At 47.1% G+C, this 22,017-nt stretch carries 21 protein-coding genes; 16 read left to right on the top strand and 5 right to left on the bottom strand.

Annotation, left to right across the window (positions count from 1 at the left end; all coding sequences use genetic code 11):
- Positions 1–54 precede the first annotated feature (54 nt).
- From rlmD to queE, 6 genes are all read left to right on the top strand, one after another.
- On the top strand, positions 55–1,377 hold the full coding sequence (rlmD, locus tag GVI43_RS02650) for a 23S rRNA (uracil(1939)-C(5))-methyltransferase RlmD (protein ID WP_159565152.1): 1,323 nt from the start codon (positions 55–57) through the stop codon (positions 1,375–1,377).
- A gap of 36 nt (positions 1,378–1,413) precedes the next feature.
- Positions 1,414–3,645: a GTP diphosphokinase gene (gene relA, locus GVI43_RS02645; protein WP_159565150.1), complete on the top strand. Its 2,232-nt coding sequence runs from the start codon at positions 1,414–1,416 to the stop codon at positions 3,643–3,645.
- 108 nt (positions 3,646–3,753) lie between these two features.
- On the top strand, positions 3,754–4,560 hold the full coding sequence (gene mazG, locus GVI43_RS02640) for a nucleoside triphosphate pyrophosphohydrolase (RefSeq protein ID WP_159565148.1): 807 nt from the start codon (positions 3,754–3,756) through the stop codon (positions 4,558–4,560).
- Between the two features lie 113 nt (positions 4,561–4,673).
- Entirely contained in the window at positions 4,674–6,311 is a 1,638-nt protein-coding gene (gene pyrG, locus GVI43_RS02635) for a glutamine hydrolyzing CTP synthase (protein ID WP_159565146.1), read from the top strand.
- A 159-nt stretch (positions 6,312–6,470) separates the two neighbouring features.
- Positions 6,471–7,772 (top strand): phosphopyruvate hydratase, encoded by a 1,302-nt coding sequence (gene eno / locus GVI43_RS02630; RefSeq protein ID WP_159565144.1) that lies wholly within the window; start codon positions 6,471–6,473, stop codon positions 7,770–7,772.
- A gap of 150 nt (positions 7,773–7,922) precedes the next feature.
- On the top strand, positions 7,923–8,594 hold the full coding sequence (queE, locus tag GVI43_RS02625; protein ID WP_159565142.1) for a 7-carboxy-7-deazaguanine synthase QueE: 672 nt from the start codon (positions 7,923–7,925) through the stop codon (positions 8,592–8,594).
- Between the two features lie 65 nt (positions 8,595–8,659).
- Here queE and queD read toward each other — a convergent pair whose 3' ends face one another.
- A complete protein-coding gene (gene queD, locus GVI43_RS02620; RefSeq protein WP_159565140.1) occupies positions 8,660–9,022 on the bottom strand; it encodes a 6-carboxytetrahydropterin synthase QueD in 363 nt (120 codons plus the stop codon).
- 308 nt (positions 9,023–9,330) lie between these two features.
- On the opposite strand from queD, the gene GVI43_RS02615 reads away from it, so the two are divergent.
- A complete protein-coding gene (locus GVI43_RS02615) occupies positions 9,331–10,566 on the top strand; it encodes a pyridoxal-phosphate-dependent aminotransferase family protein (RefSeq protein WP_159565138.1) in 1,236 nt (411 codons plus the stop codon).
- A 79-nt stretch (positions 10,567–10,645) separates the two neighbouring features.
- Here the strand turns inward: GVI43_RS02615 and GVI43_RS02610 are convergent, their stop codons facing one another.
- Genes GVI43_RS02610 through GVI43_RS02600 form a run of 3 tightly spaced genes read right to left on the bottom strand, consistent with a single transcriptional unit; the run spans position 10,646 to position 13,130 of the window.
- Complete coding sequence (locus GVI43_RS02610) at positions 10,646–11,758, bottom strand: M20 family metallopeptidase (protein ID WP_159565136.1); 1,113 nt, start codon at positions 11,756–11,758, stop codon at positions 10,646–10,648.
- 56 nt (positions 11,759–11,814) lie between these two features.
- Positions 11,815–12,282 carry a YjiG family protein gene (locus tag GVI43_RS02605; protein ID WP_159565134.1) on the bottom strand — a complete coding sequence of 156 codons (468 nt, stop codon included), beginning with the start codon at positions 12,280–12,282 and terminating at the stop codon, positions 11,815–11,817.
- A complete protein-coding gene (locus GVI43_RS02600; RefSeq protein ID WP_159565132.1) occupies positions 12,282–13,130 on the bottom strand; it encodes a nucleoside recognition domain-containing protein in 849 nt (282 codons plus the stop codon). The genes GVI43_RS02605 and GVI43_RS02600 overlap by 1 nt, the downstream gene beginning before the upstream one ends.
- 338 nt (positions 13,131–13,468) lie before the next feature.
- Between GVI43_RS02600 and GVI43_RS02595 the strand changes: the two genes are divergently transcribed.
- The 8 genes from GVI43_RS02595 (at position 13,469) to GVI43_RS02560 (ending at position 19,058) form a co-directional block, all read left to right on the top strand.
- Positions 13,469–14,245 carry a basic amino acid ABC transporter substrate-binding protein gene (locus GVI43_RS02595; RefSeq protein ID WP_159565130.1) on the top strand — a complete coding sequence of 259 codons (777 nt, stop codon included), beginning with the start codon at positions 13,469–13,471 and terminating at the stop codon, positions 14,243–14,245.
- Between the two features lie 80 nt (positions 14,246–14,325).
- Complete coding sequence (locus GVI43_RS02590) at positions 14,326–15,087, top strand: amino acid ABC transporter permease (RefSeq protein ID WP_159565128.1); 762 nt, start codon at positions 14,326–14,328, stop codon at positions 15,085–15,087.
- Positions 15,080–15,808: an amino acid ABC transporter ATP-binding protein gene (locus GVI43_RS02585; protein WP_159565126.1), complete on the top strand. Its 729-nt coding sequence runs from the start codon at positions 15,080–15,082 to the stop codon at positions 15,806–15,808. The genes GVI43_RS02590 and GVI43_RS02585 overlap by 8 nt, the downstream gene beginning before the upstream one ends.
- Positions 15,809–15,950: 142 nt before the next feature.
- A complete protein-coding gene (gene ftsB / locus GVI43_RS02580; RefSeq protein ID WP_159565124.1) occupies positions 15,951–16,259 on the top strand; it encodes a cell division protein FtsB in 309 nt (102 codons plus the stop codon).
- Positions 16,260–16,970, top strand: coding sequence for a 2-C-methyl-D-erythritol 4-phosphate cytidylyltransferase (gene ispD / locus GVI43_RS02575; RefSeq protein WP_159565122.1), 711 nt, complete (start codon positions 16,260–16,262; stop codon positions 16,968–16,970). It abuts the gene before it with no gap.
- A 16-nt stretch (positions 16,971–16,986) separates the two neighbouring features.
- The gene (gene ispF, locus GVI43_RS02570) at positions 16,987–17,466 is read left to right on the top strand and encodes a 2-C-methyl-D-erythritol 2,4-cyclodiphosphate synthase (protein WP_159565120.1); all 480 of its coding nucleotides are present in this window, start codon (positions 16,987–16,989) and stop codon (positions 17,464–17,466) included.
- A 25-nt stretch (positions 17,467–17,491) separates the two neighbouring features.
- Positions 17,492–18,532 (top strand): tRNA pseudouridine(13) synthase TruD, encoded by a 1,041-nt coding sequence (gene truD, locus GVI43_RS02565; RefSeq protein WP_425482114.1) that lies wholly within the window; start codon positions 17,492–17,494, stop codon positions 18,530–18,532.
- A 28-nt stretch (positions 18,533–18,560) separates the two neighbouring features.
- The gene (locus tag GVI43_RS02560) at positions 18,561–19,058 is read left to right on the top strand and encodes a YdcD family protein (RefSeq protein ID WP_159565118.1); all 498 of its coding nucleotides are present in this window, start codon (positions 18,561–18,563) and stop codon (positions 19,056–19,058) included.
- Between the two features lie 109 nt (positions 19,059–19,167).
- Here GVI43_RS02560 and eptA read toward each other — a convergent pair whose 3' ends face one another.
- Complete coding sequence (gene eptA, locus GVI43_RS02555; protein WP_159565116.1) at positions 19,168–20,793, bottom strand: phosphoethanolamine transferase EptA; 1,626 nt, start codon at positions 20,791–20,793, stop codon at positions 19,168–19,170.
- A gap of 472 nt (positions 20,794–21,265) precedes the next feature.
- Between eptA and surE the strand changes: the two genes are divergently transcribed.
- Positions 21,266–22,015 carry a 5'/3'-nucleotidase SurE gene (gene surE / locus GVI43_RS02550; protein ID WP_159565114.1) on the top strand — a complete coding sequence of 250 codons (750 nt, stop codon included), beginning with the start codon at positions 21,266–21,268 and terminating at the stop codon, positions 22,013–22,015.
- Positions 22,016–22,017: the final 2 nt, after the last annotated feature.

Raw genomic sequence — 22,017 nt, 5'->3', positions numbered from 1 at the left:
GGACAATTAAAGACTCAGTAACTTAACAATAACGGATACGTTTACAGATACATTATGGTGCAATTCTACTCTTCTGGGCCTCGTAAGGCGACACAACAAACAATAATAGTTACGCCGCACGAACTTGATTCTTTAGGTCAGGGCGTAGCCCGGCATCAAGGTAAAACGATCTTTATTTCAGGCGCGCTACCTACAGAGCAGGTTGAAGCCGTTATTAATGAAAATAAGCGTAACTATTGTAAAGCAAAAACCAAGAAAATTTTATCGCCAAGCGCTCAACGGGTTATTCCTGCCTGCGCTCATTTTGGCGTTTGCGGCGGTTGTAATCAACAACATGCTTCGTCAACGCTTCAGCAGGAAAATAAATCCCGCTCGCTCGGCCAGCTATTTTTACGTGAAACCGGTTTTTTACCTCAGCAAGGCAGCGTTATTTATGGTGACAGCTATGGCTACCGGCGTCGCGTGCGGCTTGGGTTGCAGTACCACGTCAAGCAGAAACGGTTGCTGATGGGCTTTCGTCAGCGTGCGTCTAACGATTTGGTCGAAATTACCCAATGTCCAATAATGTTTAACCCATTAGAGCAACTATTGGTACCATTACGTCATTGCCTTGCGTCATTATCGATAGTTAAAAAGTTGGGGCATGCCGAGTTGGTGCAGGCAGACAACGGCCCTATGCTGGTGTTGCGGCATTTGGTTTCGCTCTCCGATAGCGACCGTCAGGCGCTATTAGAATTTGCCCAACGCTATCAGCTATCGGTTTATCTGGCCGGTGAAAGTGACCGATTAGAGGTTTTAGCTTTAGCCGACGATGGTCCTTATTACCGCATAGGCGACCTAGTTCTTGGGTTTAATCCTCGTGATTTTATTCAGATTAACGCTGACGTAAACCAGTTAATGATCGCACAGGCACTGGAATGGCTGGATATTCAGCCAAGCGATCGCGTATTAGATTTGTTCTGTGGCATGGGGAATTTTACCCTACCTATCGCTCAACGCGCGCGCGAGGTTATTGGCGTTGAAGGCGTTGAGAGTTTGGTCGCTACCGGGCAGAAAAATGCACTAGACAACGGGTTATCTAACGTTAAATTTTTGCATCATAATCTAGAACAGGATGTCAGTTGCCAACCGTGGGCCGGTCAGGGATTTAACAAAATTTTGCTCGATCCCGCTCGGGCCGGTGCGGCTGAGGCCATGCCACAAATTATAAAACTACAGCCTGAGCGTATTGTCTATGTTTCTTGTAATCCGCAAACCTTAGTCAACGATGCTAAAGTGTTACTGTCGAAAGGGTATGCGTTAACGCAGTTACGAATGCTGGATATGTTCCCGCAAACGGGCCATATAGAATCAATGGCTCTGTTTATTAAAAAGTAATTATCCAAGCGTAGCAGTCAGTGATGAGGAAGTATTATGGTTGCAGTAAGAAGTGCTCATCTAAACACCGCCGGTGAATTTGAACTGGATAAATGGATCGGTAATTTAGGCATTCACAGCTCTGAATCATCTGAACGACTGGCTGCAACCTGGCGATACTGCGAGCAGAAAATTGAAGGGCACTCTGATGCTCACTTGCTTTTATGGCGCGGGCTTGAAGTCGTCGAAATCCTAGCCACTCTGAGTATGGATAACGACAGTATGCGTGCGGCGCTGTTGTTTCCTTTGGCCGATGCCAAGGTGATTGATGAAGCCACTATCAAAGAGGTTTTTGGTAGTGACATCACCAATTTAGTCCACGGCGTGCTGGATATGGAAGCTATTCGCCAGCTCAACGCCACCCATAATGGCTCCAACACCTCGGTTCAGGTTGATAACGTGCGCCGTATGCTACTTGCCATGGTGGAAGATTTCCGCTGTGTGGTGATTAAACTGGCTGAGCGCATCACTCACCTGCGAGAAGTGAAAGACGACGCGGAAGAAGTTCGCGTTCTGGCGGCTAAAGAGTGTTTCAACATTTATGCGCCGCTGGCAAACCGCTTGGGTATTGGCCAGCTAAAGTGGGAAATGGAAGATTTCTGCTTCCGTTATTTACACCCTGACGAATATAAGCAAATTGCGACCTTACTCCATGAACGCCGTATCGATCGTGAACTGTATATCGATAACTTTGTTGAGACTCTGCGTAGCGCAATGAAAGTCGAGGGTATCAAGGGCGAAATCTACGGTCGGCCAAAGCATATCTACAGTATTTGGCGCAAAATGCAGAAGAAGTCTTTGGCTTTTGAAGAGCTGTATGACGTGCGGGCGGTTCGGATTGTGGTTGAGCGACTGCAGGATTGCTACGCGGCGCTGGGGATTGTTCATACCCATTTCCGCCATTTGCCCAGCGAATTTGATGATTATGTGGCCAACCCCAAGCCCAACGGCTATCAGTCTATTCACACGGTTGTGCTTGGTCCTAAAGGCCATGCGTTAGAGATCCAGATCCGCACCCGCCAAATGCATGAAGATGCTGAGCTAGGCGTGGCAGCCCACTGGAAATACAAAGAGGGCAACGTGGTCGGGCGTTCTGGCTACGAGGAACGCATTGCCTGGCTACGCAAACTGATCGCTTGGCAAGAAGAGATGTCTGACAACGGCGAAATGCTGGATGAAGTCAGAAGTCAGGTATTCGACGATCGGGTATATGTCTTTACCCCGAAAGGCGATGTGATTGATTTACCTACCGGTTCCACGCCGCTTGATTTCGCCTATCATATCCACAGTGACGTCGGCCACCGCTGTATTGGTGCCAAAATTGGCGGCCGCATTGTGCCTTTCACCTATCAGCTACAGATGGGCGATCAGATTGAAATCATTACACAAAAGCAGCCAAACCCAAGCAGGGACTGGTTGAATCCAAACCTAGGCTTCGTTAACAGCAGCCGTGCCAGAGCAAAAATTCAGGCATGGTTTAAAAAACAGGATCGCGATAAAAATATTATCGCCGGCCGCCAGATTCTGGACGATGAGCTGGATAAGCTAAACATCAGCTTTAAAGAAGCAGAGAAGCTATTACTGCCCCGCTATAACGTCAATTCACTGGATGAAGTGTTGGCCAGCCTCGGCGGCGGTGATATTCGACTGAATCAGCTGGTTAACTTCTTACAAAGTAAGTTTAATCAGCCAACGGCCGAAGAGGCTGACCGTGAAGCGCTGCGCCAGCTTACTCAGAAAACCGCTAACGCTCAGCAGCGAAATGCAAAAGCAAACAGTCAGGTCATTGTAGAAGGCGTTGGTAACCTGATGCACCACATCGCCCGCTGCTGTCAGCCGATTCCGGGAGATGAAATTGTCGGATTCATCACTCAAGGCAGGGGTATTTCTATTCACCGGGCCGATTGCGATCAGCTTAATGAGCTCAAAAGCCACGCGCCTGAACGGCTGGTGGATGCGGTATGGGGTGACTGTTACTCCAGCGGCTATTCGCTGGTAGTGCGGATATTTGCCAATGATCGCAGCGGGTTACTGCGTGATATCACTACGATTCTGGCCAACGAAAAGGTAAACGTACTCAGCGTTGCCAGCCGGAGTGACACCAAAAAGCAGCTGGCAACCATTGATATGGAAGTTGAGCTGTATAACCTACAGGTGCTCGATCGGGTGCTTTCCCGCATCAATCAACTGCCGGATATCATTGAAGCCAAGCGCCTGAGCAGCAAATAGCGCACAGCGTTTCTCTTCATGCCCCTGTTACCCCGAGTAGCAGGGGTGCTATTTTTTGATGGCTACCGCTCTGGCGGCCATCACGGACGATTAATCAGAAGAAATCAAATGAATCAAACGACTTCCGTTCAGCGTTTGCTGAACATTATGAATACATTACGCGACCCTGAGCACGGCTGCCCGTGGGACAAAGAGCAGACTTTTGCCACTATTGCCCCTTATACCCTAGAAGAAACCTATGAAGTTCTGGACGCCATTGCGCGTAACGATTTTCATGATTTGCGCGATGAGCTGGGTGACTTACTGTTTCAGGTGGTTTTCTATGCGCGCATGGCTGATGAGCAAAACCTGTTTAATTTTGATGACGTGTGTAACGCCATCAGCGATAAGCTAGAACGCCGCCACCCGCACGTGTTTGATAGCGAAACCGTTTACAATAGTCAGGAAGTGATAGCCGGTTGGGAAAAACGTAAGGGAAAGGAGAGGGCCGAAAAAGAACAGTTCTCGGTGCTGGATGATATTCCCGATGCACTGCCCGCGTTAATGAAAGCTTATAAAATTCAAAAACGCTGTGCTTCCGTCGGTTTTGACTGGGATACGCTGGGCCCGGTATTAGATAAAGTTCATGAAGAAATCGATGAAGTCATGCATGAAGCTCAACAGGCGGTTATCGACCAGTCTAAGCTGGAAGAAGAGTTGGGTGATTTGCTGTTCGCGACGGTTAATCTGACTCGTCATTTGGGCCATAAAGCGGAGAGTGCGCTGCAGGTGGCTAACCGTAAATTCGATCGCCGGTTTCGCTTGGTTGAGCAAATTGTTCAGCAGTCAGGAAAAACCCTGGAGCAAGCAACGCTGGATGAAATGGAAGCCGCGTGGCAACAGGTAAAACTTCAGGAACATCAACAACAACCATAGATAAATTCTGACTATCGTCTTTGAGTGTTTGTTGTCGGGTAAAGGCTCTGGTATACTATTTTCCCGTCCTAGTACCTCCATTTTCGTCTTTAAACCTAACCTTCAGGTTCAGCATGACAACTAATTATATTTTTGTGACAGGCGGGGTTGTATCCTCACTCGGTAAAGGCATTGCAGCAGCGTCTCTGGCCGCTATTCTTGAGGCTCGTGGCTTAAATGTCACCATGATGAAATTGGATCCTTATATCAATCTCGATCCAGGTACTATGAGCCCGATTCAACACGGTGAAGTGTTTGTCACCGAAGATGGTGCAGAAACCGATCTCGATTTAGGCCACTACGAACGCTTTATCAGAACCAAAATGACGCGTCGTAATAACTTCACTACCGGCCGTATTTATTCTGACGTTTTACGCAAAGAGCGCCGCGGTGACTACCTTGGCGCAACCGTTCAGGTTATTCCTCATATTACTAATGCGATTAAAGAGCGCGTCATTGCTGGTGCAGAAGGTCACGACGTTGCGTTAGTAGAAATCGGTGGAACCGTTGGCGACATCGAATCCTTACCATTCTTAGAAGCCATTCGTCAGTTAGCCATTCAGGTTGGTCGCGAGCATACGCTGTTTATGCACCTGACCTTAGTGCCTTATATGGCCGCTTCCGGTGAAGTGAAAACTAAGCCGACTCAGCATTCGGTAAAAGAATTACTGTCAATTGGTATTCAGCCGGATATCCTGATTTGTCGTTCAGACCGTGCCGTGCCGGCCAATGAACGTGCAAAAATCGCCCTGTTCTGTAACGTACCGGAAAAAGCGGTTATTTCGCTGAAAGACGTCGACTCCATTTATAAAATCCCCGGCCTGCTTAAATCGCAGGGTCTGGATGAGTTTATCTGTAACCGATTCCATTTAGACTGCCCTGAGGCGAACTTAGCCGAGTGGGAACAGGTGATTTATGAAGAGTCGAATCCTACCCGTGAAGTGACAATCGGTATGATTGGTAAGTACGTAGAACTACCTGATGCGTATAAATCTGTCATTGAAGCATTAAAGCATGGTGGACTGAAGAATCGATTCAGCGTTAATATAAAGCTAATCGATTCGCAAGACGTCGAGTCTAAAGGTGAAGAAACCTTGGCTGGTCTTGATGCGATTCTGGTTCCCGGTGGTTTTGGCTACCGTGGTGTAGAAGGCAAAGTCACTGCAGCACGCTATGCTCGTGAAAACAACATCCCTTATTTGGGTATTTGTCTAGGTATGCAGGTTGCGATGATGGAGTTCGCTCGCAATGTTGTCGGCATGTCTGACGCCAACTCGACTGAATTTGTGCCAAACTGTAAGTACCCTGTTATTGCGCTGATCACTGAATGGCGCGATGAAGAGGGGAACGTTGAAGTGCGCACAGAAGAGAGCGATTTGGGTGGAACGATGCGCTTAGGTAGCCAGCAGTGTCACTTAACTGAAGGCAGTCTGGTACGTAAGCTGTACGGTGAGCCGACAATATTAGAACGTCACCGCCACCGCTATGAGGTGAACAATATGCTTCTGCCGCAGATCGAAGCCGCAGGATTACGTATTGCAGGGCGTTCAGCTGATAATAAGCTGGTGGAAATTATTGAGTATCCGAACCACCCGTGGTTTGTTGCTTGCCAGTTCCACCCAGAGTTTACGTCAACGCCGCGCGATGGGCATCCGCTGTTTGCTGGCTTTGTTAAAGCCGCAGGCGAATATCAAATCCGTCAGGCTAAGTAAGCATTGAGTAAGTCCGGTTTGTGCTTTCAATGTGAGTATGCCAAAGGGATGACCTAGGGCCAATGAAATCATAATGCCAGAATGAGCGGCGGGCATGAAACGTCATCCCGCTGCAGTCTACAGTTTTTAGTTTAATCAACTTGTACTGAGGAAAACCTAATGTCCAAAATCGTTAAAGTGATCGGTCGTGAAATTATCGACTCTCGTGGCAATCCCACTGTTGAAGCTGAAGTTCATTTAGAAGGCGGTTTTGTAGGTCTGGCAGCGGCTCCATCAGGCGCTTCTACTGGTTCACGTGAAGCGTTAGAGCTACGTGACGGCGACAAGTCTCGCTATTTGGGCAAAGGCGTGACTAAAGCCGTTGCTGCAGTAAATGGCCCAATTGCTGATGCAGTTACCGGCAAAGATGCTAAAGATCAGGCTAACATCGATAAGATCATGATCGATTTAGACGGTACTGAGAACAAGTCTAAATTCGGCGCCAACGCTATTCTGGCCGTGTCTTTAGCCGCAGCTAAAGCAGCAGCCGCAGCTAAAGGTATGCCTTTATTCGAGCACATTGCTGAATTAAACGGTACCCCGGGTAAATTCTCTATGCCACTGCCTATGATGAACATCATCAACGGCGGAGAGCACGCGGATAACAACGTTGATATTCAAGAATTCATGATTCAGCCAATCGGCGCTAAAACGTTTAAAGAAGCCGTACGTATTGGTTCTGAAATTTTCCATACTTTAGCTAACGTTCTGAAATCTAAAGGTATGGGTACCGCAGTTGGTGATGAGGGTGGCTATGCGCCAAACTTAGAATCTAACGCTGCTGCACTGGCTGCTATTAAAGAAGCGGTAGAAAAAGCAGGCTACGTGTTAGGTAAAGACGTTACTTTAGCGATGGACTGTGCTGCTTCTGAGTTCTACAACAAAGAAACCGGTAACTATGAGCTGAAAGGCGAAGGTAAAACCTTCACTTCTCAAGAATTTACTCATTACTTAGAAGAACTGACTAAGCAATACCCAATCGTTTCTATCGAAGATGGTTTAGACGAATCAGACTGGGACGGCTTTGCATACCAGACTAAAGTCATGGGTGACAAAATTCAGTTAGTTGGTGACGATCTGTTCGTAACCAATACCAAGATCCTGAAAGAAGGCATCGATAAAGGTATCGCTAACTCAATCCTGATCAAATTTAACCAAATCGGTTCACTGACCGAAACGTTAGCCGCAATCAAAATGGCTAAAGATGCCGGTTATACCGCGATCATCTCTCACCGTTCAGGCGAAACTGAAGATGCTACCATTGCTGACCTAGCGGTTGGTACTGCGGCTGGTCAAATCAAAACTGGTTCTATGAGCCGTTCTGACCGCGTTGCTAAATACAACCAGTTAATTCGTATTGAAGAAGCTCTGGGCAATCGCGCACCGTTCAATGGCTTAAAAGAAGTTAAAGGTCAGGCTTAATTTTTAGTCCGAGTTTAGCTTAATATCAATCCCGCACCGGTGAATGCTGATGCGGGATTTTTTTATTCCGCCTATGGCGTTGCATCTGGCGCAGTAACCGCTTTTTTCACCATATTGATGACTCTATTTGAGAATTTATCCGAGAATATAATGCTATATCCCGTTAATGAACTGTTCCAAACCTTACAGGGTGAAGGCTACTTCACCGGCGTTCCCGCCATTTTTATTCGCTTACAGGGGTGCCCGGTAGGATGTAGCTGGTGTGATACCAAACACACGTGGGAAAAAGTGGAGCAGCAGCAGCGGCCAATAGGCGATATTCTGATGAAAACGGAAGAAAATGACCGTTGGAGTGGGGTAACAGAGCAGGAACTGGTTGCCGTTCTTCAACAACGGCAATATACGGCCCGTCATGTGGTAATTACCGGCGGAGAACCTTGTTTATACGATCTGATCCCATTGACCCTATTACTCGAGCAAAATGGCTTTGGCTGTCAAATAGAAACCAGCGGAACCCATGACGTTATCTGTTCCGAGAATACTTGGGTAACCGTATCGCCCAAAATAGATATGCGCGGCGGGCTTAACGTGATGGCGCAGGCATTAACGCGAGCCGATGAAATTAAACACCCGGTGGCCCGCGAGCGCGATATTGAGCAGTTAGATGAGCTACTGGCTGGCTTAACGGACAACAAGCCAAGAATTATTGCTCTACAGCCTATTAGCCAAAACCCACGGGCGACCGAACTGTGTATTGAAACCTGTATTGCCCGCAACTGGCGGCTTTCAATGCAGACGCACAAATACCTGAATATTGCCTGATACGACAAAAAAGAAAAGCGGCCAAAACGGCCGCTAACTGATTCATCTTGTCATCAACTTTTTAATTATTCACCGCGGTAAACGCATCCTGCGGTACAGGTTTCTTTGACCCGAATAGCGCTGAGTAATGGCAACTGGGGCTTTAGCCGTTGCCAAATCCAGTGCGCCAGCACTTCGCTGGTTGGGTTTTCTAACCCTTGAATATCGTTCAAATAGTAGTGATCTAAACCGTCTAGAATAGGCTTAAATGCGGCCTTAATTTCAGAGAAATCCATGACCCAGCCGGTGTGGGGATTAACCTCACCGGTAACTTCAATTCGGACCATAAAAGAATGCCCGTGTAGCCTGGCGCATTTATGCCCGACGGGTACGTGCGGCAATCGATGCGCAGCCTCAAAGTTAAAGTCTTTAAATAATGTGGTAACCATAGATGCCTCTGATTCTTGTGTGGCCGTATATTACTAAAAAGCAGAGACTGATACCATGATGGTGGAAGGGAATCATCACACGCCATGCGCGTTTATTTTGAAAAAATTAATAGTATTAGCTTAATTACCAAAATAATTTTGTCTGTATCGGCCGTGGGCAAAAAGTCTTTGCAAGACGCTTTTAATTCATGTTTGATTGAAAATATAACCAATAATAAATGTGGAAATAGCTTGTTAGGCTAGGTGCTATCTCGTTATCTACCAAAACATCTGGTCAAATACATCATCATTAATGCTAAGGAATGAGAATGTTGGATATTGCAAAGTTTAATCAAATTAATCCGCCCTCGCGTATTTTAATGGGCCCAGGCCCGATTAATGCCGATCCTAGAGTGTTGCGGGCGATGGCCAGCCAGCTAATTGGTCAGTACGATCCGGTGATGACCGGCTATATGAATGAAGTCATGGCGCTTTATCGAGCGCTGTTTCGTACTGAAAACCGTTGGACGATGCTGATTGATGGCACATCCCGGGCCGGTATTGAGGCTATTATCCTGTCGGCCGTTCGCCCCGGCGATAAAGTATTAGTGCCGGTGTTTGGTCGATTTGGCCATTTATTGTGCGAAATTGCACGCCGCTGCCGCGCCGAAGTACATACGATTGAAGTCCCTTGGGGGGAAGTATTTACTCCCGATCAAATCGAAGACGCCATTAAGAAGGTAAAGCCGCGCCTATTACTGACGGTTCAGGGTGATACTTCGACCACCATGCTACAGCCGTTGGCGCAGTTGGGAGAGATTTGCCGTCGTCACGGGGTTTTATTCTATACCGACGCGACGGCATCATTTGGCGGTAACGCGCTTGAAACCGATGCCTGGGGCTTAGATGCCGCCTCTGCCGGGCTACAGAAATGCCTTGGTGGACCTTCCGGTAGTTCTCCGATTACTCTGAGCCCAGAATTTGAAGCTCTGGTTCGCCGTCGTAAATGTGTGGAAGAGGGGATTCGTACCGCTGAGCACGTTGACGGTGATGACGAGATGATTTACTCCAACTATTTTGATCTCGGTATGATTATGGATTACTGGGGCCCTGAGCGTTTAAACCATCATACGGAAGCTACCAGCATGCTGTTTGCTGCCCGCGAGTGCGCCCGCCTGATATTAGAAGAAGGTCTGGATACGTGTATTGCCCGCCATGAATTGCACGGTGCCGCATTGCTGGCCGGCATTCAGGGAATGGGGCTGGATACGTTTGGCGATCTGGACAACAAGATGAACAACGTTCTTGGCGTGGCGATCCCGAAAGGGATTCACGGTGAACAGGTTCGTCAGATGATGCTCAACGATTTCTCAATAGAGATCGGCACATCGTTTGGTCCGTTGCAGGGTAAAATATGGCGTATTGGTACCATGGGCTATAACGCCCGTAAAGACTGCGTAATGCAAACCCTGACGGCGCTGGAAGCGGTACTGAACCGACTCGGCTTTAAATCCACTCAGGGAGCGGCTATGCAGGCTGCGTGGAATTACTACGATAAAGCGTAATGTTGCCTGTGACTGACTGATAAAAAGCCGCCCGTTCAGGCGGCTTTTCTATTTTACCGTAATGACTATTTAGTCAAAATCACAATGAGCTAATAATCTTACTCAGCAGCCTGATACGTGGAAGGATGCTATCGAGCTCAACGTATTCCGCCGGGCTGTGGAAATCGGCACCGATTGGGCCAAAACCGTCTAACGATGGCACGCCTAGCGCAGCGGTATGGTTTGCGTCTGAACCGCCGCCAACGGCCTGCCAGTTGATGGCAATGCCTTCTTCTTTACCACAGCGTTCAACCAGAGACATCAGCTTTTCGGTTTCAGCCGTGGGGGACATGGCTGGCGTATGGGCCATTTCGGTGACCGTTGCCGTTACGTCTGCGACATAGGCCGTTTTGGTCATATCCTGAATGCTTTTACCAATTCGATGATATTCATCGTTGTCCCAGAAGCGCACGTCAATGACCGCCTGAGCTTTATCGGGAACGATATTAGCCGCGTCACCGCCTTTGATCACACCAACGTTGAGCGTAGTGCCCAATTCAGGATTGCCCAATTTATTAATTGCCAACACCCAGTTAGCTAATTCAGTAATGGCTGAACGGCCTTTCTCCGGCGCATTACCGGCATGAGCGGCACGACCGTGGAAGTCAACGCAGTAGCGGACCATTCCTTTGCGTGCCTTCACTAAAGAACCATCGGCACGTGCGGCCTCTGCGACGAGAACGCAGCGGCTCTTTTTCGCATATTCACCCAGCCATTGGTGCGAATAAACTGAACCGGTTTCTTCATCAGGGTTCATTGCCACGGCAATTGATAGCCTTTGAGCATCTTTGTCATCGAGCGCGCGAATTGCACAAAGGATATTCAACAGCCCTGACTTCATGTCCGCCGCACCCGGACCATACAGGCGGGTGCTGTCGGTAGACATCGGGCGCTCGGCAACCGTTCCCGGTGGAAATACGGTATCCATATGGCCAATTAACAGTACGTCAAACTGGGTTGCGTTTGGTTTATTGGTGGCAAAAACGCCGGGGCCCACTTCTTTTCCCAAATCGACAACTTCGGTATGCCAGCCTAAATCTTTATATTTCTTTTCCATACGTTCAGCGATAACGGCAACGCCTTCAGTAGTCTGAGTACCGCAATCAACGTCAACAAGAGGCCGTAATTCCTCTAAATATTGCTCTAACTTCATGGTTCTTTCCTTATTTTGGCTTTAACCAGACTTTACAATGACCGCTAGGCCCCAGATTAGAGATTAATAATAATTCGCATCAGGAACATACCAACAAATGCATTGATAACGGCGATAAGCAGCATGAGTGGAATACGGGTGGCTTTCGTTCCAACCACGCCTAAAACGCGCCCAACGTACTGCACCAGAGAGCCCATCAGATAGATGGCCGGAGCCAGAATAGCCAGATGCTCTCCGTTAAGATGGCCGCTTTGGAACAGGCCTACCGCAACGCCGATCGCGCCGCCCATAGACATCAGGCTGCTGATTAACACTGCCGCCGCCTCTCCGGGCAGGCCGACTATTGCCATAACCGGCTCACAAATCTTGCCCAGTAGTTCGAGTAAGCCTGTTATCTGTAGCACTTTGATAATCACGAATGCCATTAATACGTTAGGCAGTGTACTGGTTGTTGCAATTACCCACCCCTTGCGGGCACCTGCAACGAAAATGTCAGTGATCATAGGTTTAGTTGGGTTTGACATTATTTGTTGTCCTTAATGGTTTTTTCGCTAACTTCATCATTGTTATTTTCTTGTTCGTTTTTATCGGAAAAAAATGCCAGATAAAGACGCATCAGATTAGCGCCAAACACTTTCATTATAAAAATAACGCCAATACATGCACCAATGGTGGTTGGAACAGCAAGTTCGCCTGAGGCCAGCACTAACGTGAAGAGTACGGCGCCGGAAGAGAAGAAGTTGGTAATCATTGCGCCACCGGAAAACTGGAACATGGTTAATACTTCTTTTTCTTTGGCAGTGATTTTTTCTTCATCAGACAGCGCACGGGTCAGCGATGCACCAACGTCGGTACTTTGTAAGCTACCGATAATTGCTAAGCCGGTAACGCCGGGAATACCCAATAGCGGTCTTAAAATAACGCTTAATAACTTTCTGGCCGCGTCTAACGCACCGTAGTGCTCCAGCACGTTAATCATTGCCAGCGCAAACATAACGGAAGGAATCAGACCAAAAGCAAACAAAAAGCCTTCCATTGCGCCGCTGCCGCCGGTTCCTCGAAAGGTGCCATTGGTTGTTTTTAACGCGTCGTCAACCTGACTGACGCCTGTGACCACTTTACCAAAAGCGCCATTTAGCGTGGTGAAGTCAATAGAAGACAGTAGTGGTTTGACCCATGACGTTAACCAGCGGGGGAAATCAGGGTGTTGCAGGTTCAACGCACTAATTTGAGCGTCAATCCAAAGGGTAGATGCGGAAGTAGGGCCAAATATTCCAGAGAAGAACACAACGGCAAAAAATAGAGCAAAGTAGGCCCCTATGCCAACCTTGAGCTTTCCTTGCTGGTCAGGGGTTATATTTTCATTAGACATAAAGTGATTTCCTGAAGAGTTATTATTAGTAAGTGATTATCATTTCTTATCTTTTAGCGATTTTTGACCTTGATCATTAAATCCTATTGGGTTAGGTCACGCTTTTCTAATTTATACTATTTTGAAATGGGATGTTGGCTAATTATTTAAAATCAATAAGAATTATGTAGAGAGTAATGTGAATTATACGTTAAAAATAATCGTGATAATCGGGGGAATGACAAAAATAGACCCAAATCTTATTATTTTTCTCAGATTATTTGGGATATGTGTATTTTTATGCGTTATTCGTGCATAATTCGGCTATTCAACATTTTTAATAGATAAGGATATGTATCATGTTTAAACGCCTTTCCATTTTCGGTGCTTGTCTGGCTGCTGTAATTTGTACCCTGCCCGTCGCCCATTCAGCAGAACCTACTTATGTTGTGGGTTCCGGTGGTACTTATCGGCCTTTTGAATTTGAAAATAGTAAAAAAGAGCTTCAGGGTTTTGACATTGATATCATCACTGCGATCGCTAAAGCCGAAAAATTTAATATCAAACTGGTAAACACGCCTTGGGAAGGTATTTTTGCAACCCTAGGCAGTGGCGATCGGGACATTATTATTTCAGGCATTACTATTACCGATAAGCGTAAGCAAATGGTTGATTTCTCCGCACCTTACTTCCCTGCCCAGCAGGCTATTGTGGTTCCTAAAGGTAAAGTGGTTAAATCGCTTGCTGAGTTAAAAACGCTAAAAGTCGGCGTTGTTAACTCAAGTACCGGTGATATTGTTGTTTCTGAGGTTTTGGGTAAAAACAGTACGGCCATTAAACGCTTTGATAATACGCCACTGATGCTACAAGAACTGTATGAAGACGGTATTGATGCCGCCGTTGGTGACGTAGGCGTTGCTAAGTTTTATATTAAAAATCACCCAGAAAAAGAGTTTAACCTTGTGTTTGACGACAAGTTTGAACGTCAGTATTTTGGCATCGCCGTGGCTAAAAATAATGTAGAACTGCGTAATAAAATTAACGCAGGCCTGAAGAAAATTATTGCCGATGGTACTTACGCGAAGATTTATCAAACCTGGTTTGATGGTGATATTCCGGTTTTGCCAGCCGAATAAGATGTTTTAATTGCTATAGGTTCAGGGCGACTGCTTCGCCCTGAACTTTTTTCTTTTTATAGGTTACACGGATTATTTTTATGTCAGGATTTCGCTGGGAAATTATCCAGGAATACGCCCCTTTGTTCGCACAAGGCGCATGGATGACCATTAAGTGTACCGTCATTTGCGTGATTTTAGGTAGCTTATGGGGACTGGCTCTCGGATTAGGTCGTTCTGCTCAGGCTCCCCGTAATCCGGGAGTCGATTTTTGTTTACAGGCGTTTATACAGTGGCCGGTACGGATCTACGTGAGTGCTTTTCGCGGAACTCCGCTGTTTGTACAGATCATGGTGGTGCACTTTGCTTTGATCCCGTTATTGATTAACCCTCGTGACGGCTTGCTGGTTAGCAGTGGCCTGATGTCGGTTGATTTTGCCAGAATGCTGCGTTCTGATTACGGTGCTTTTTTGTCCTGTGTGGTTGCTATTACGCTGAACTCCGGCGCCTATATTTCTGAAATTTTTCGGGCGGGAATTCAGTCTATCGACCGCGGGCAAATGGAAGCGGCCCGTTCGTTAGGCATGAGCTATGGCAAGACCATGCGTAAAATTATTTTGCCTCAGGCTTTTCGCCGTATGCTGCCGCCGTTGGGCAACAATGCGATATCTATCGTTAAAGACTCTTCTCTGGCATCTGCGATCGGTCTAGCCGATTTGGCCTACGCAGCCCGGACGGTATCTGGCGCATATGCCACCTATTGGGAACCCTACCTGACAATTTCGGTTGTCTATTGGGTGATTACTTTCTTACTTTCCCTGATGGTAAAGCACATGGAAACGAGGTTAGGTCGAAGTGATTAAGATTCGTAATTTACAAAAGCAGTTTGGCAGCACTCACGTTTTACGCGGTATCTCTTGCGATATTGCCGCTAACGAAGTGGTATGCATTATTGGTCCATCGGGCTCGGGGAAAAGCACCTTCTTGCGCTGCATGAACTCGTTGGAAGAGGTGTCCGGTGGTGAAGTAACGGTTAACGGATTTAACGTTCATGACCCGAAAACCGACCTTAATAAACTGCGCGAAAGTGTCGGTATGGTTTTCCAGCGATTTAACCTTTTTCCTCATATGACCGTGTTGGAAAATTTAATTCTGGCTCCGATGGATGTGAAAAAGCTCTCTAAAGCGGAAGCGATTAAAAATGCAGAACTATTGCTGCGTAAAGTCGGCCTGCTAGATAAGATTGATGCTTATCCAAGTCAGCTTTCCGGCGGGCAGCAGCAGCGTGTAGCCATTGCCCGCGCGTTAGCGATGGAACCCAAAGTCATGCTGTTTGATGAACCGACTTCAGCGCTCGATCCTGAGCTGGTGGGTGAGGTTCTGGCCGTAATGAAAGCGTTGGCCCATGAAGGTATGACGATGGTGGTTGTGACTCATGAGATGGGCTTTGCCCGTGACGTGGCCGACCGGGTTATCTTTATCGATCAGGGCGTTATTCAGGAAGAAGATGTGCCTGAAAAACTGTATACAGCCCCGGCGAATGAACGTACCCGGGTTTTCCTGAGTAAAATTCTTTCCTCATAAATATGTCGCGATTTTAGCCGGATAACATCGCGTTGACCGGTTAAAATCGACTGACAGATAGTCTGTAACATTCCCTTAGTCTGATAAGTTTGAGTCTGCTGGCGAGTTATGGGATGATTAGCCGGTTTTTTAGGGGGCGGGAATGAGTAAACTGACGTTATTATTGATCGCACTGCTTGGCTGGTTACAGTACTCGCTATGGTTGGGCAAAAATGGCGTGCATGATTATGTACGGGTACAGGATGATTTAGTTGTTCAGCAAGATAATAACGCAAAGTTGAAATCACGCAACGAGCGCCTGTTCGCCGAAATCAGCGATCTGAACGGCGGTAAAGAAGCGCTTGAAGAACGGGCCCGCAATGAGTTGGGAATGGTTAAACCCGGTGAAAGCTTCTACCGTATTATTACTGAACAGTCAAAAACGGCTGCTGCCAGCGGTGGTAATAAATAGATGAGCCTGACTGCGGTTCCTCTTTATGACGTTGTTGCTATTTTACCCGCTGCCGGTATTGGCAGCAGAATGCAGTCTGATTGTCCTAAACAATATTTGACCATTGGTCACAAAACGATAATTGAATATGCCATTCAGGCGTTGTTATCACACGGTACCGTCCAGCATGTGATCGTTGTCGTACATCCTCAGGATACTATTTTCGCTTCTCTTTCTATATCACAAGATAGCCGGGTTTCTGTCACCATCGGCGGTGCTGCACGCTATGACTCTGTGATGGCAGGATTAAAACGGGCAAGCCAAATGAACGCCCGGTGGGTTTTAGTGCACGATGCGGCGCGCCCCTGCCTACACTTATCCGATCTTGACCGCCTGATTCACGATGCGATGAAAAGCCAGCAGGGCGGTATTCTGGCGACGCCGGTGAAAGATACCATGAAGCGAGCCATTAGCGGCGAGTGCTCGATAGCCCATACCGTCGAACGCAACGAGCTCTGGCATGCGTTAACGCCCCAAATGTTCCCTCTTGAATTACTCAACGACTGCATGAGCAGGGCGCTGAATGAAGGCGTTGCATTAACCGATGAAGCCTCTGCGCTGGAACACTGTGGGTTTCATCCGTTACTGGTTGCAGGCCGTTCCGATAATATAAAAGTCACCCGTCCAGAAGATTTGGCGCTGGCGACCTTTTATCTGACCCACCAATACTAAAATAGGAGAATGGTTGATGCGTATTGGTCATGGTTTTGACGTTCATAAATTTGGTGGCGAAGGTCCGTTAATTATTGGTGGTGTACGTATTCCTTATGAGTTTGGGCTGATTGCTCATTCCGACGGCGATGTCGCGCTTCATGCGCTAACCGATGCCTTACTGGGTGCCGCTGCGTTGGGCGATATCGGTAAACTATTCCCCGATACCGATCCCGCATTTAAAGGGGCCGACAGCCGTGAATTGCTGCGCGAAGCCTATCGCCGCATTCTGGCCAAAGGTTATAGCGTCGGCAACGTTGACGTTACCATTATTGCCCAGTCGCCTAAAATGGCTCCGCATATTCCTCAGATGCGCGTCAATATCGCTGAAGATTTAGGCTGCCATATGGATGACGTCAATGTGAAGGCCACCACCACCGAGCAGCTTGGTTTTACCGGTCGTAAAGAAGGTATTGCCTGTGAAGCCGTGGCGTTATTGGTTAAAACCGGCGTATGAAAGAGTAGAAAGCGAGAATATAAGCATGATGTCATTAGTCTGGCTACACGGTGAACCTACGGCGAGCGGGGTATTAAAGGCCTCTCCTGAAGATTTCTGCGTGCGGGAAGATTTGGGCTTTGAGCCCGATGGCGAAGGTGAGCACGTTTTAGTTTATCTGCGTAAAACCGGTTGTAATACTCAGTTTGTCGCCGACCATCTGGCCCGTTTCGCCAAGATTCCGGCCCGTTCAGTGAGCTATGCTGGCCTCAAAGATCGCCACGCCGTTACCGAACAATGGTTCTGCTTGCAGATGCCGGGTAAAGAGACGCCGGACTTCAGCACCTTTGAGCTTGAAGGCTGTGAAATATTAAACACCGATCGGCACCTGCGTAAAATTCGTATCGGAACGCTACGCGGAAACAGTTTTAGCCTGACGCTTCGCCATATCAGCGATAGTGAGCAGGTTGAGTCTCGCCTGCAGAGCATTAAGCTTTTCGGCGTGCCTAACTACTTTGGTGAACAGCGCTTCGGCCATAACGGTAATAATATTACTCAGGCTGAGCGGTGGGCTAAAAACGAAATACGGGTAAACGAGCGTAATAAACGCAGTTTCTATTTATCTGCCGCCCGCAGTGCGATGTTTAATCATATTGCCAGCAGCCGTATTGAGCAGGGTCTACATAAAAAAGTACTGGCTGGCGATGCGATGCAGCTAACCGGCAGAGGCAGTTGGTTTGTTGCGCAGCCTGAAGAGCTCGACGCTTTGCAGCAACGGCTTGATGACGGTGAACTACAGGTTACCGCACCGCTACCCGGCGATCGCGAGCTGGGTACTAAAGACCAAACTTTGGCGTTTGAACAGCAGATATTAAGCGAATATCAAACCCTGATGTCGCTGGTGACGCGCGAAAGGGTTGAGAACGCCAGACGTGCCGTGCTTTTGATGCCTCAGCATATGCAATGGAGCTGGTCTGATAGCCAAACGCTATCACTGAATTTTTGGCTGCCTTCCGGTTGTTTTGCCACCAGCGTAGTCAGGGAACTGATGTTGACCGGTGGTATGGGTAACGTTGCGGAAGAGTGATATTACATCATAAGCAATAAGGGATTATATGCGCATTGTTACTAAGGGAGCGACGTTAGCCGCCGTATGTGGCTGCTTGGTTTTGTTTTCAGCTCTCTACTATTTTTATACGCAAAGTCACCCTTCCGGCATCCGGCTAAATTTTAATGGATACTCCAAATTGGATGATATTCAGCGTGAGGTTACTAAGCAAAATTACCCGTTTATAATTGAAAGGGACCAACTGGTTGAGAGAGGTAACGGCCGTTTTACCGAAGTGAAGGTTGCTGGGTATCCTACAGGCTGTGGAATTCTGGATCTTAAACTTTCCTTTTTTAATCATGAGCTAGAGCGTATTAGTTTACGTAACGTCCCTGAGGCTAAATACAATTTGTCATGCCAAACGGCAGATTTTGAAAAATATAAAAGCGCGAATGGCGATACTAACGTATTGAAATATAATAATGATGATGGTTCTTATCATCTGATCTTTAGCGATCCGATAATTCAACGAAAAGAGAATGAATGGATTGGTAAATGGTCATAGCCTTTAGCCAATAAAGCGCAGGCAAGCTTGTTTTATCTATCATAAGGTACCTAATAATCGGGTACCTTATAACGGCGTCTTCATCCATCATATTGACTAACTATCGGGATTAACTCTGGCGGCAACCGTCGAGAATATCCAGCGCTGGCTGATATTCGCTGGTTTGAATATTCAGCATTCCCAGTATGGTGTGAAACAGATTATCCTGTGAGAATTCCTCCTGCTTCGCCCTGTCGCTAACGCACTCGCCGTTGATGCGATAGTTCTTTTTATAATCATCGGACATCCACATCAGGAACGGAATATGGGTCTGCTCTTTCGGCGCGAACAGATAGGGTGTACCGTGCAGATACAGGCCTTTTTCTCCCAGAGATTCACCGTGGTCAGACAGATAGACCATCGCGGTAGCAAATTTATCGTCGTGGCTTTTCAGCAGCGTTAAGGTTTTATCCAGCACGGCATCGGTATATAAAATAGTATTGTCATAGGTATTGACCAGCGATTGGTGGTCACAATCCTGTATCTGGTTGCTGTCGCAGGTTGGGACAAATTGCCGATACTCTTGCGGATAACGCTCAAAGTAAGATGGACCATGGCTGCCGATCTGATGCAACACGATGATTCCATCGTTATTCAGGCCATTAATATAGTTATCGAGATTGTGTAGCAGGGCCTCATCATGGCAGGTACCTCCCTGACACAAACCCTCGGGATTAAGCTGAACAATGTCCTGATGTGGGACTCGGTCGCAAGCGCCTTTACAGCCACCGTCATTCTCCCGCCAAAGTACGCTGATTCGAGCTTTAGCGACAATATCCAGTAAGCCTTCCTGATGAGACGCCTTGATTGCATCGTAATGCTTGCGCGGCATATCAGAGAACATACAGGGAACGGAGATCGCGGTTTCAGTACCGCACGAGCTAACGTTAGGGAAATAGATAACGTTGTTCTGCTTGAGCTTAGGATTCGTTTCACGCTCATATCCGCCCAACGAAAAGTTAGCCGCTCTGGCGGTTTCGCCAACCACTAAAACGATCAGCGTCTTTTTCTTCTCAGCGTTAATTGTTGGTCCTTTATCTGCATCCTGACCGATATCTACCAGCGGGCGATGGCTCTCAATTTTCTTTGATACTGCACCGATCAGGCCAGAGACATAGTCGGTTGGGACTAACATCTTAACCAGTCCAGAATTATTACGAATTAACGGTGCGTAATCCTTATAAAAGAAGAAGGCGATAAGCAAAATGAGCAGGGCTGAAATAGCAATATTGGCCGTTCGCTGAGCAATCTCTTTCAGCGGTTTCACTGACGGTTTGATTTTGACTATCCACACCACAATGGCCGGAAGGAGCCCCAATACCAGCAGCCAGACTCCCATTTTCACCGTCACCAGATCTAAAGCCTCATGCGTATTGGTCTCTAGTGCGTTCTGGATCATGTTGCGATCGATAACCACGTCAAAGCTGTACATCACGTAGTTCACGTAAGCACCGGCAATTAAGAAAATAGTTACCAAGGGTTTACGGATTATTGGCAGTAACAACAGGCTAAAGATGATATTGAGGACACAAAAGGTGATAACCGGAACGGTGGCTGCGAATAGCCAACTACCACCGTTTGCAGCAATGGCATGCCAAAACGCTTTGATGGCGAGCGCATTTTGAAACAGCGTGAAAAATAGTGCGGTAGTTAAAACAAAGGTTAAACCAGAACAACTCAGTTTACTGACCTTCATTGGCTTTTTGCTCCGGTATTTACAGGGGGAACGATGGGGCTTATCGGTTAGGTTGGAAAGTTTTTTTAGGTTTTAGTGCATCGGTTATATGGCGCTTAACTATTTTACCTAACTTCTAATCGATGGTTTACCTGATTTTTATTCGTTCATCTAATTAATTTGTCCTTAATAATGTATTTTGCAAATACGCGTTACTTGCCGCTTTCATCATATTATTAACGTTTATCGTTAAATTATCATTGATTAAGCCATTAAGCCATTAAGCCATTAAGCCATTAAGCCATTATGCCGAATGTCATCACCACGAAGATTGGTAGGGTATTTTGCCGCACTTCAATTAATTGCTATAATCGGCCATCGCTATTATTTTCGATCCGTAATGCCGTCAAAACTCTGTGGTATAGACGTTTCTATCAACAGCGTAACCGGTTTGAAAATATGACATTTTTATCAACGGGCTAGCACATAATTAATGAGAATACTGTTAAGCAACGATGATGGCATTTCAGCACCCGGCATTCAGATTCTGGCTGAATCTATACGCCAGTTTGCTCAGGTGCAAATTGTTGCTCCCGATCGTAATTGCAGTGGTTCATCCAATGCTTTGACGTTGGAAATGCCGGTAAAAATCCAGCGGTTAGGCAACGGTGATATTTCTGTTCGAGGAACGCCAACCGACTGTGTCTATTTGGGCGTGAATTCATTAATGGTGCCAAGGCCTGATATTGTGGTTTCTGGGATTAATGCCGGGCCTAACTTAGGCGATGATGTTATCTATTCTGGTACCGTTGCTGCCGCAATGGAAGGCCGCCATTTGGGGCTACCGGCTTTAGCGGTATCGCTGAACGGGGAACGTCATTTTGATACTGCCGCTATCATTACCAGCCAATTGCTGAGAGGGCTTCAGCAAGAGCCGCTAAGAACCGGTAGAATATTAAACGTTAACGTACCGGATTTGCCCATTGAAGAGATTAAAGGCTTCAAGGTAACTCGCTGCGGGCGGAGGCATCCGGCCGATCGGGTTATCTGTCAGCAAGATCCGCGGGGAAATGACCTCTACTGGATAGGGCCGCCCGGAGACAAAGATGACTTCGGTGAGGGCACCGATTTTGCCGCAGTAGAGCAAGGTTATGTTTCTATTACGCCGCTTCAGGTTGATTTAACGGCCTATGCAGCACAAGATGTGATTAATCAATGGTTATCTCAAGTGAAGGTGACTTAAAT

The sequence above is a fragment of the Budvicia diplopodorum genome (genome assembly GCF_009800925.1).
Lineage (GTDB): Bacteria > Pseudomonadota > Gammaproteobacteria > Enterobacterales > Enterobacteriaceae > Budvicia > Budvicia diplopodorum.
Note: the sequence above shows the minus strand (reverse complement) of the source record. Positions and strands in the feature narration are given on the sequence as shown.

Excerpts from the sequence above, each read along its gene's own strand:
- rlmD (WP_159565152.1), top strand. The coding sequence starts at position 55 with ATGGTGCAATTCTACTCTTCTGGGCCTCGTAAGGCGACACAACAAACA.
- relA (WP_159565150.1), top strand. The coding sequence starts at position 1,414 with ATGGTTGCAGTAAGAAGTGCTCATCTAAACACCGCCGGTGAATTTGAA.
- mazG (WP_159565148.1), top strand. The coding sequence starts at position 3,754 with ATGAATCAAACGACTTCCGTTCAGCGTTTGCTGAACATTATGAATACA.
- pyrG (WP_159565146.1), top strand. The coding sequence starts at position 4,674 with ATGACAACTAATTATATTTTTGTGACAGGCGGGGTTGTATCCTCACTC.
- eno (WP_159565144.1), top strand. The coding sequence starts at position 6,471 with ATGTCCAAAATCGTTAAAGTGATCGGTCGTGAAATTATCGACTCTCGT.
- queE (WP_159565142.1), top strand. The coding sequence starts at position 7,923 with ATGCTATATCCCGTTAATGAACTGTTCCAAACCTTACAGGGTGAAGGC.
- queD (WP_159565140.1), bottom strand. The coding sequence starts at position 9,022 with ATGGTTACCACATTATTTAAAGACTTTAACTTTGAGGCTGCGCATCGA.
- GVI43_RS02615 (WP_159565138.1), top strand. The coding sequence starts at position 9,331 with ATGTTGGATATTGCAAAGTTTAATCAAATTAATCCGCCCTCGCGTATT.
- GVI43_RS02610 (WP_159565136.1), bottom strand. The coding sequence starts at position 11,758 with ATGAAGTTAGAGCAATATTTAGAGGAATTACGGCCTCTTGTTGACGTT.
- GVI43_RS02605 (WP_159565134.1), bottom strand. The coding sequence starts at position 12,282 with ATGTCAAACCCAACTAAACCTATGATCACTGACATTTTCGTTGCAGGT.
- GVI43_RS02600 (WP_159565132.1), bottom strand. The coding sequence starts at position 13,130 with ATGTCTAATGAAAATATAACCCCTGACCAGCAAGGAAAGCTCAAGGTT.
- GVI43_RS02595 (WP_159565130.1), top strand. The coding sequence starts at position 13,469 with ATGTTTAAACGCCTTTCCATTTTCGGTGCTTGTCTGGCTGCTGTAATT.
- GVI43_RS02590 (WP_159565128.1), top strand. The coding sequence starts at position 14,326 with ATGTCAGGATTTCGCTGGGAAATTATCCAGGAATACGCCCCTTTGTTC.
- ftsB (WP_159565124.1), top strand. The coding sequence starts at position 15,951 with ATGAGTAAACTGACGTTATTATTGATCGCACTGCTTGGCTGGTTACAG.
- ispD (WP_159565122.1), top strand. The coding sequence starts at position 16,260 with ATGAGCCTGACTGCGGTTCCTCTTTATGACGTTGTTGCTATTTTACCC.
- ispF (WP_159565120.1), top strand. The coding sequence starts at position 16,987 with ATGCGTATTGGTCATGGTTTTGACGTTCATAAATTTGGTGGCGAAGGT.
- truD (WP_425482114.1), top strand. The coding sequence starts at position 17,492 with ATGATGTCATTAGTCTGGCTACACGGTGAACCTACGGCGAGCGGGGTA.
- GVI43_RS02560 (WP_159565118.1), top strand. The coding sequence starts at position 18,561 with ATGCGCATTGTTACTAAGGGAGCGACGTTAGCCGCCGTATGTGGCTGC.
- eptA (WP_159565116.1), bottom strand. The coding sequence starts at position 20,793 with ATGAAGGTCAGTAAACTGAGTTGTTCTGGTTTAACCTTTGTTTTAACT.
- surE (WP_159565114.1), top strand. The coding sequence starts at position 21,266 with ATGAGAATACTGTTAAGCAACGATGATGGCATTTCAGCACCCGGCATT.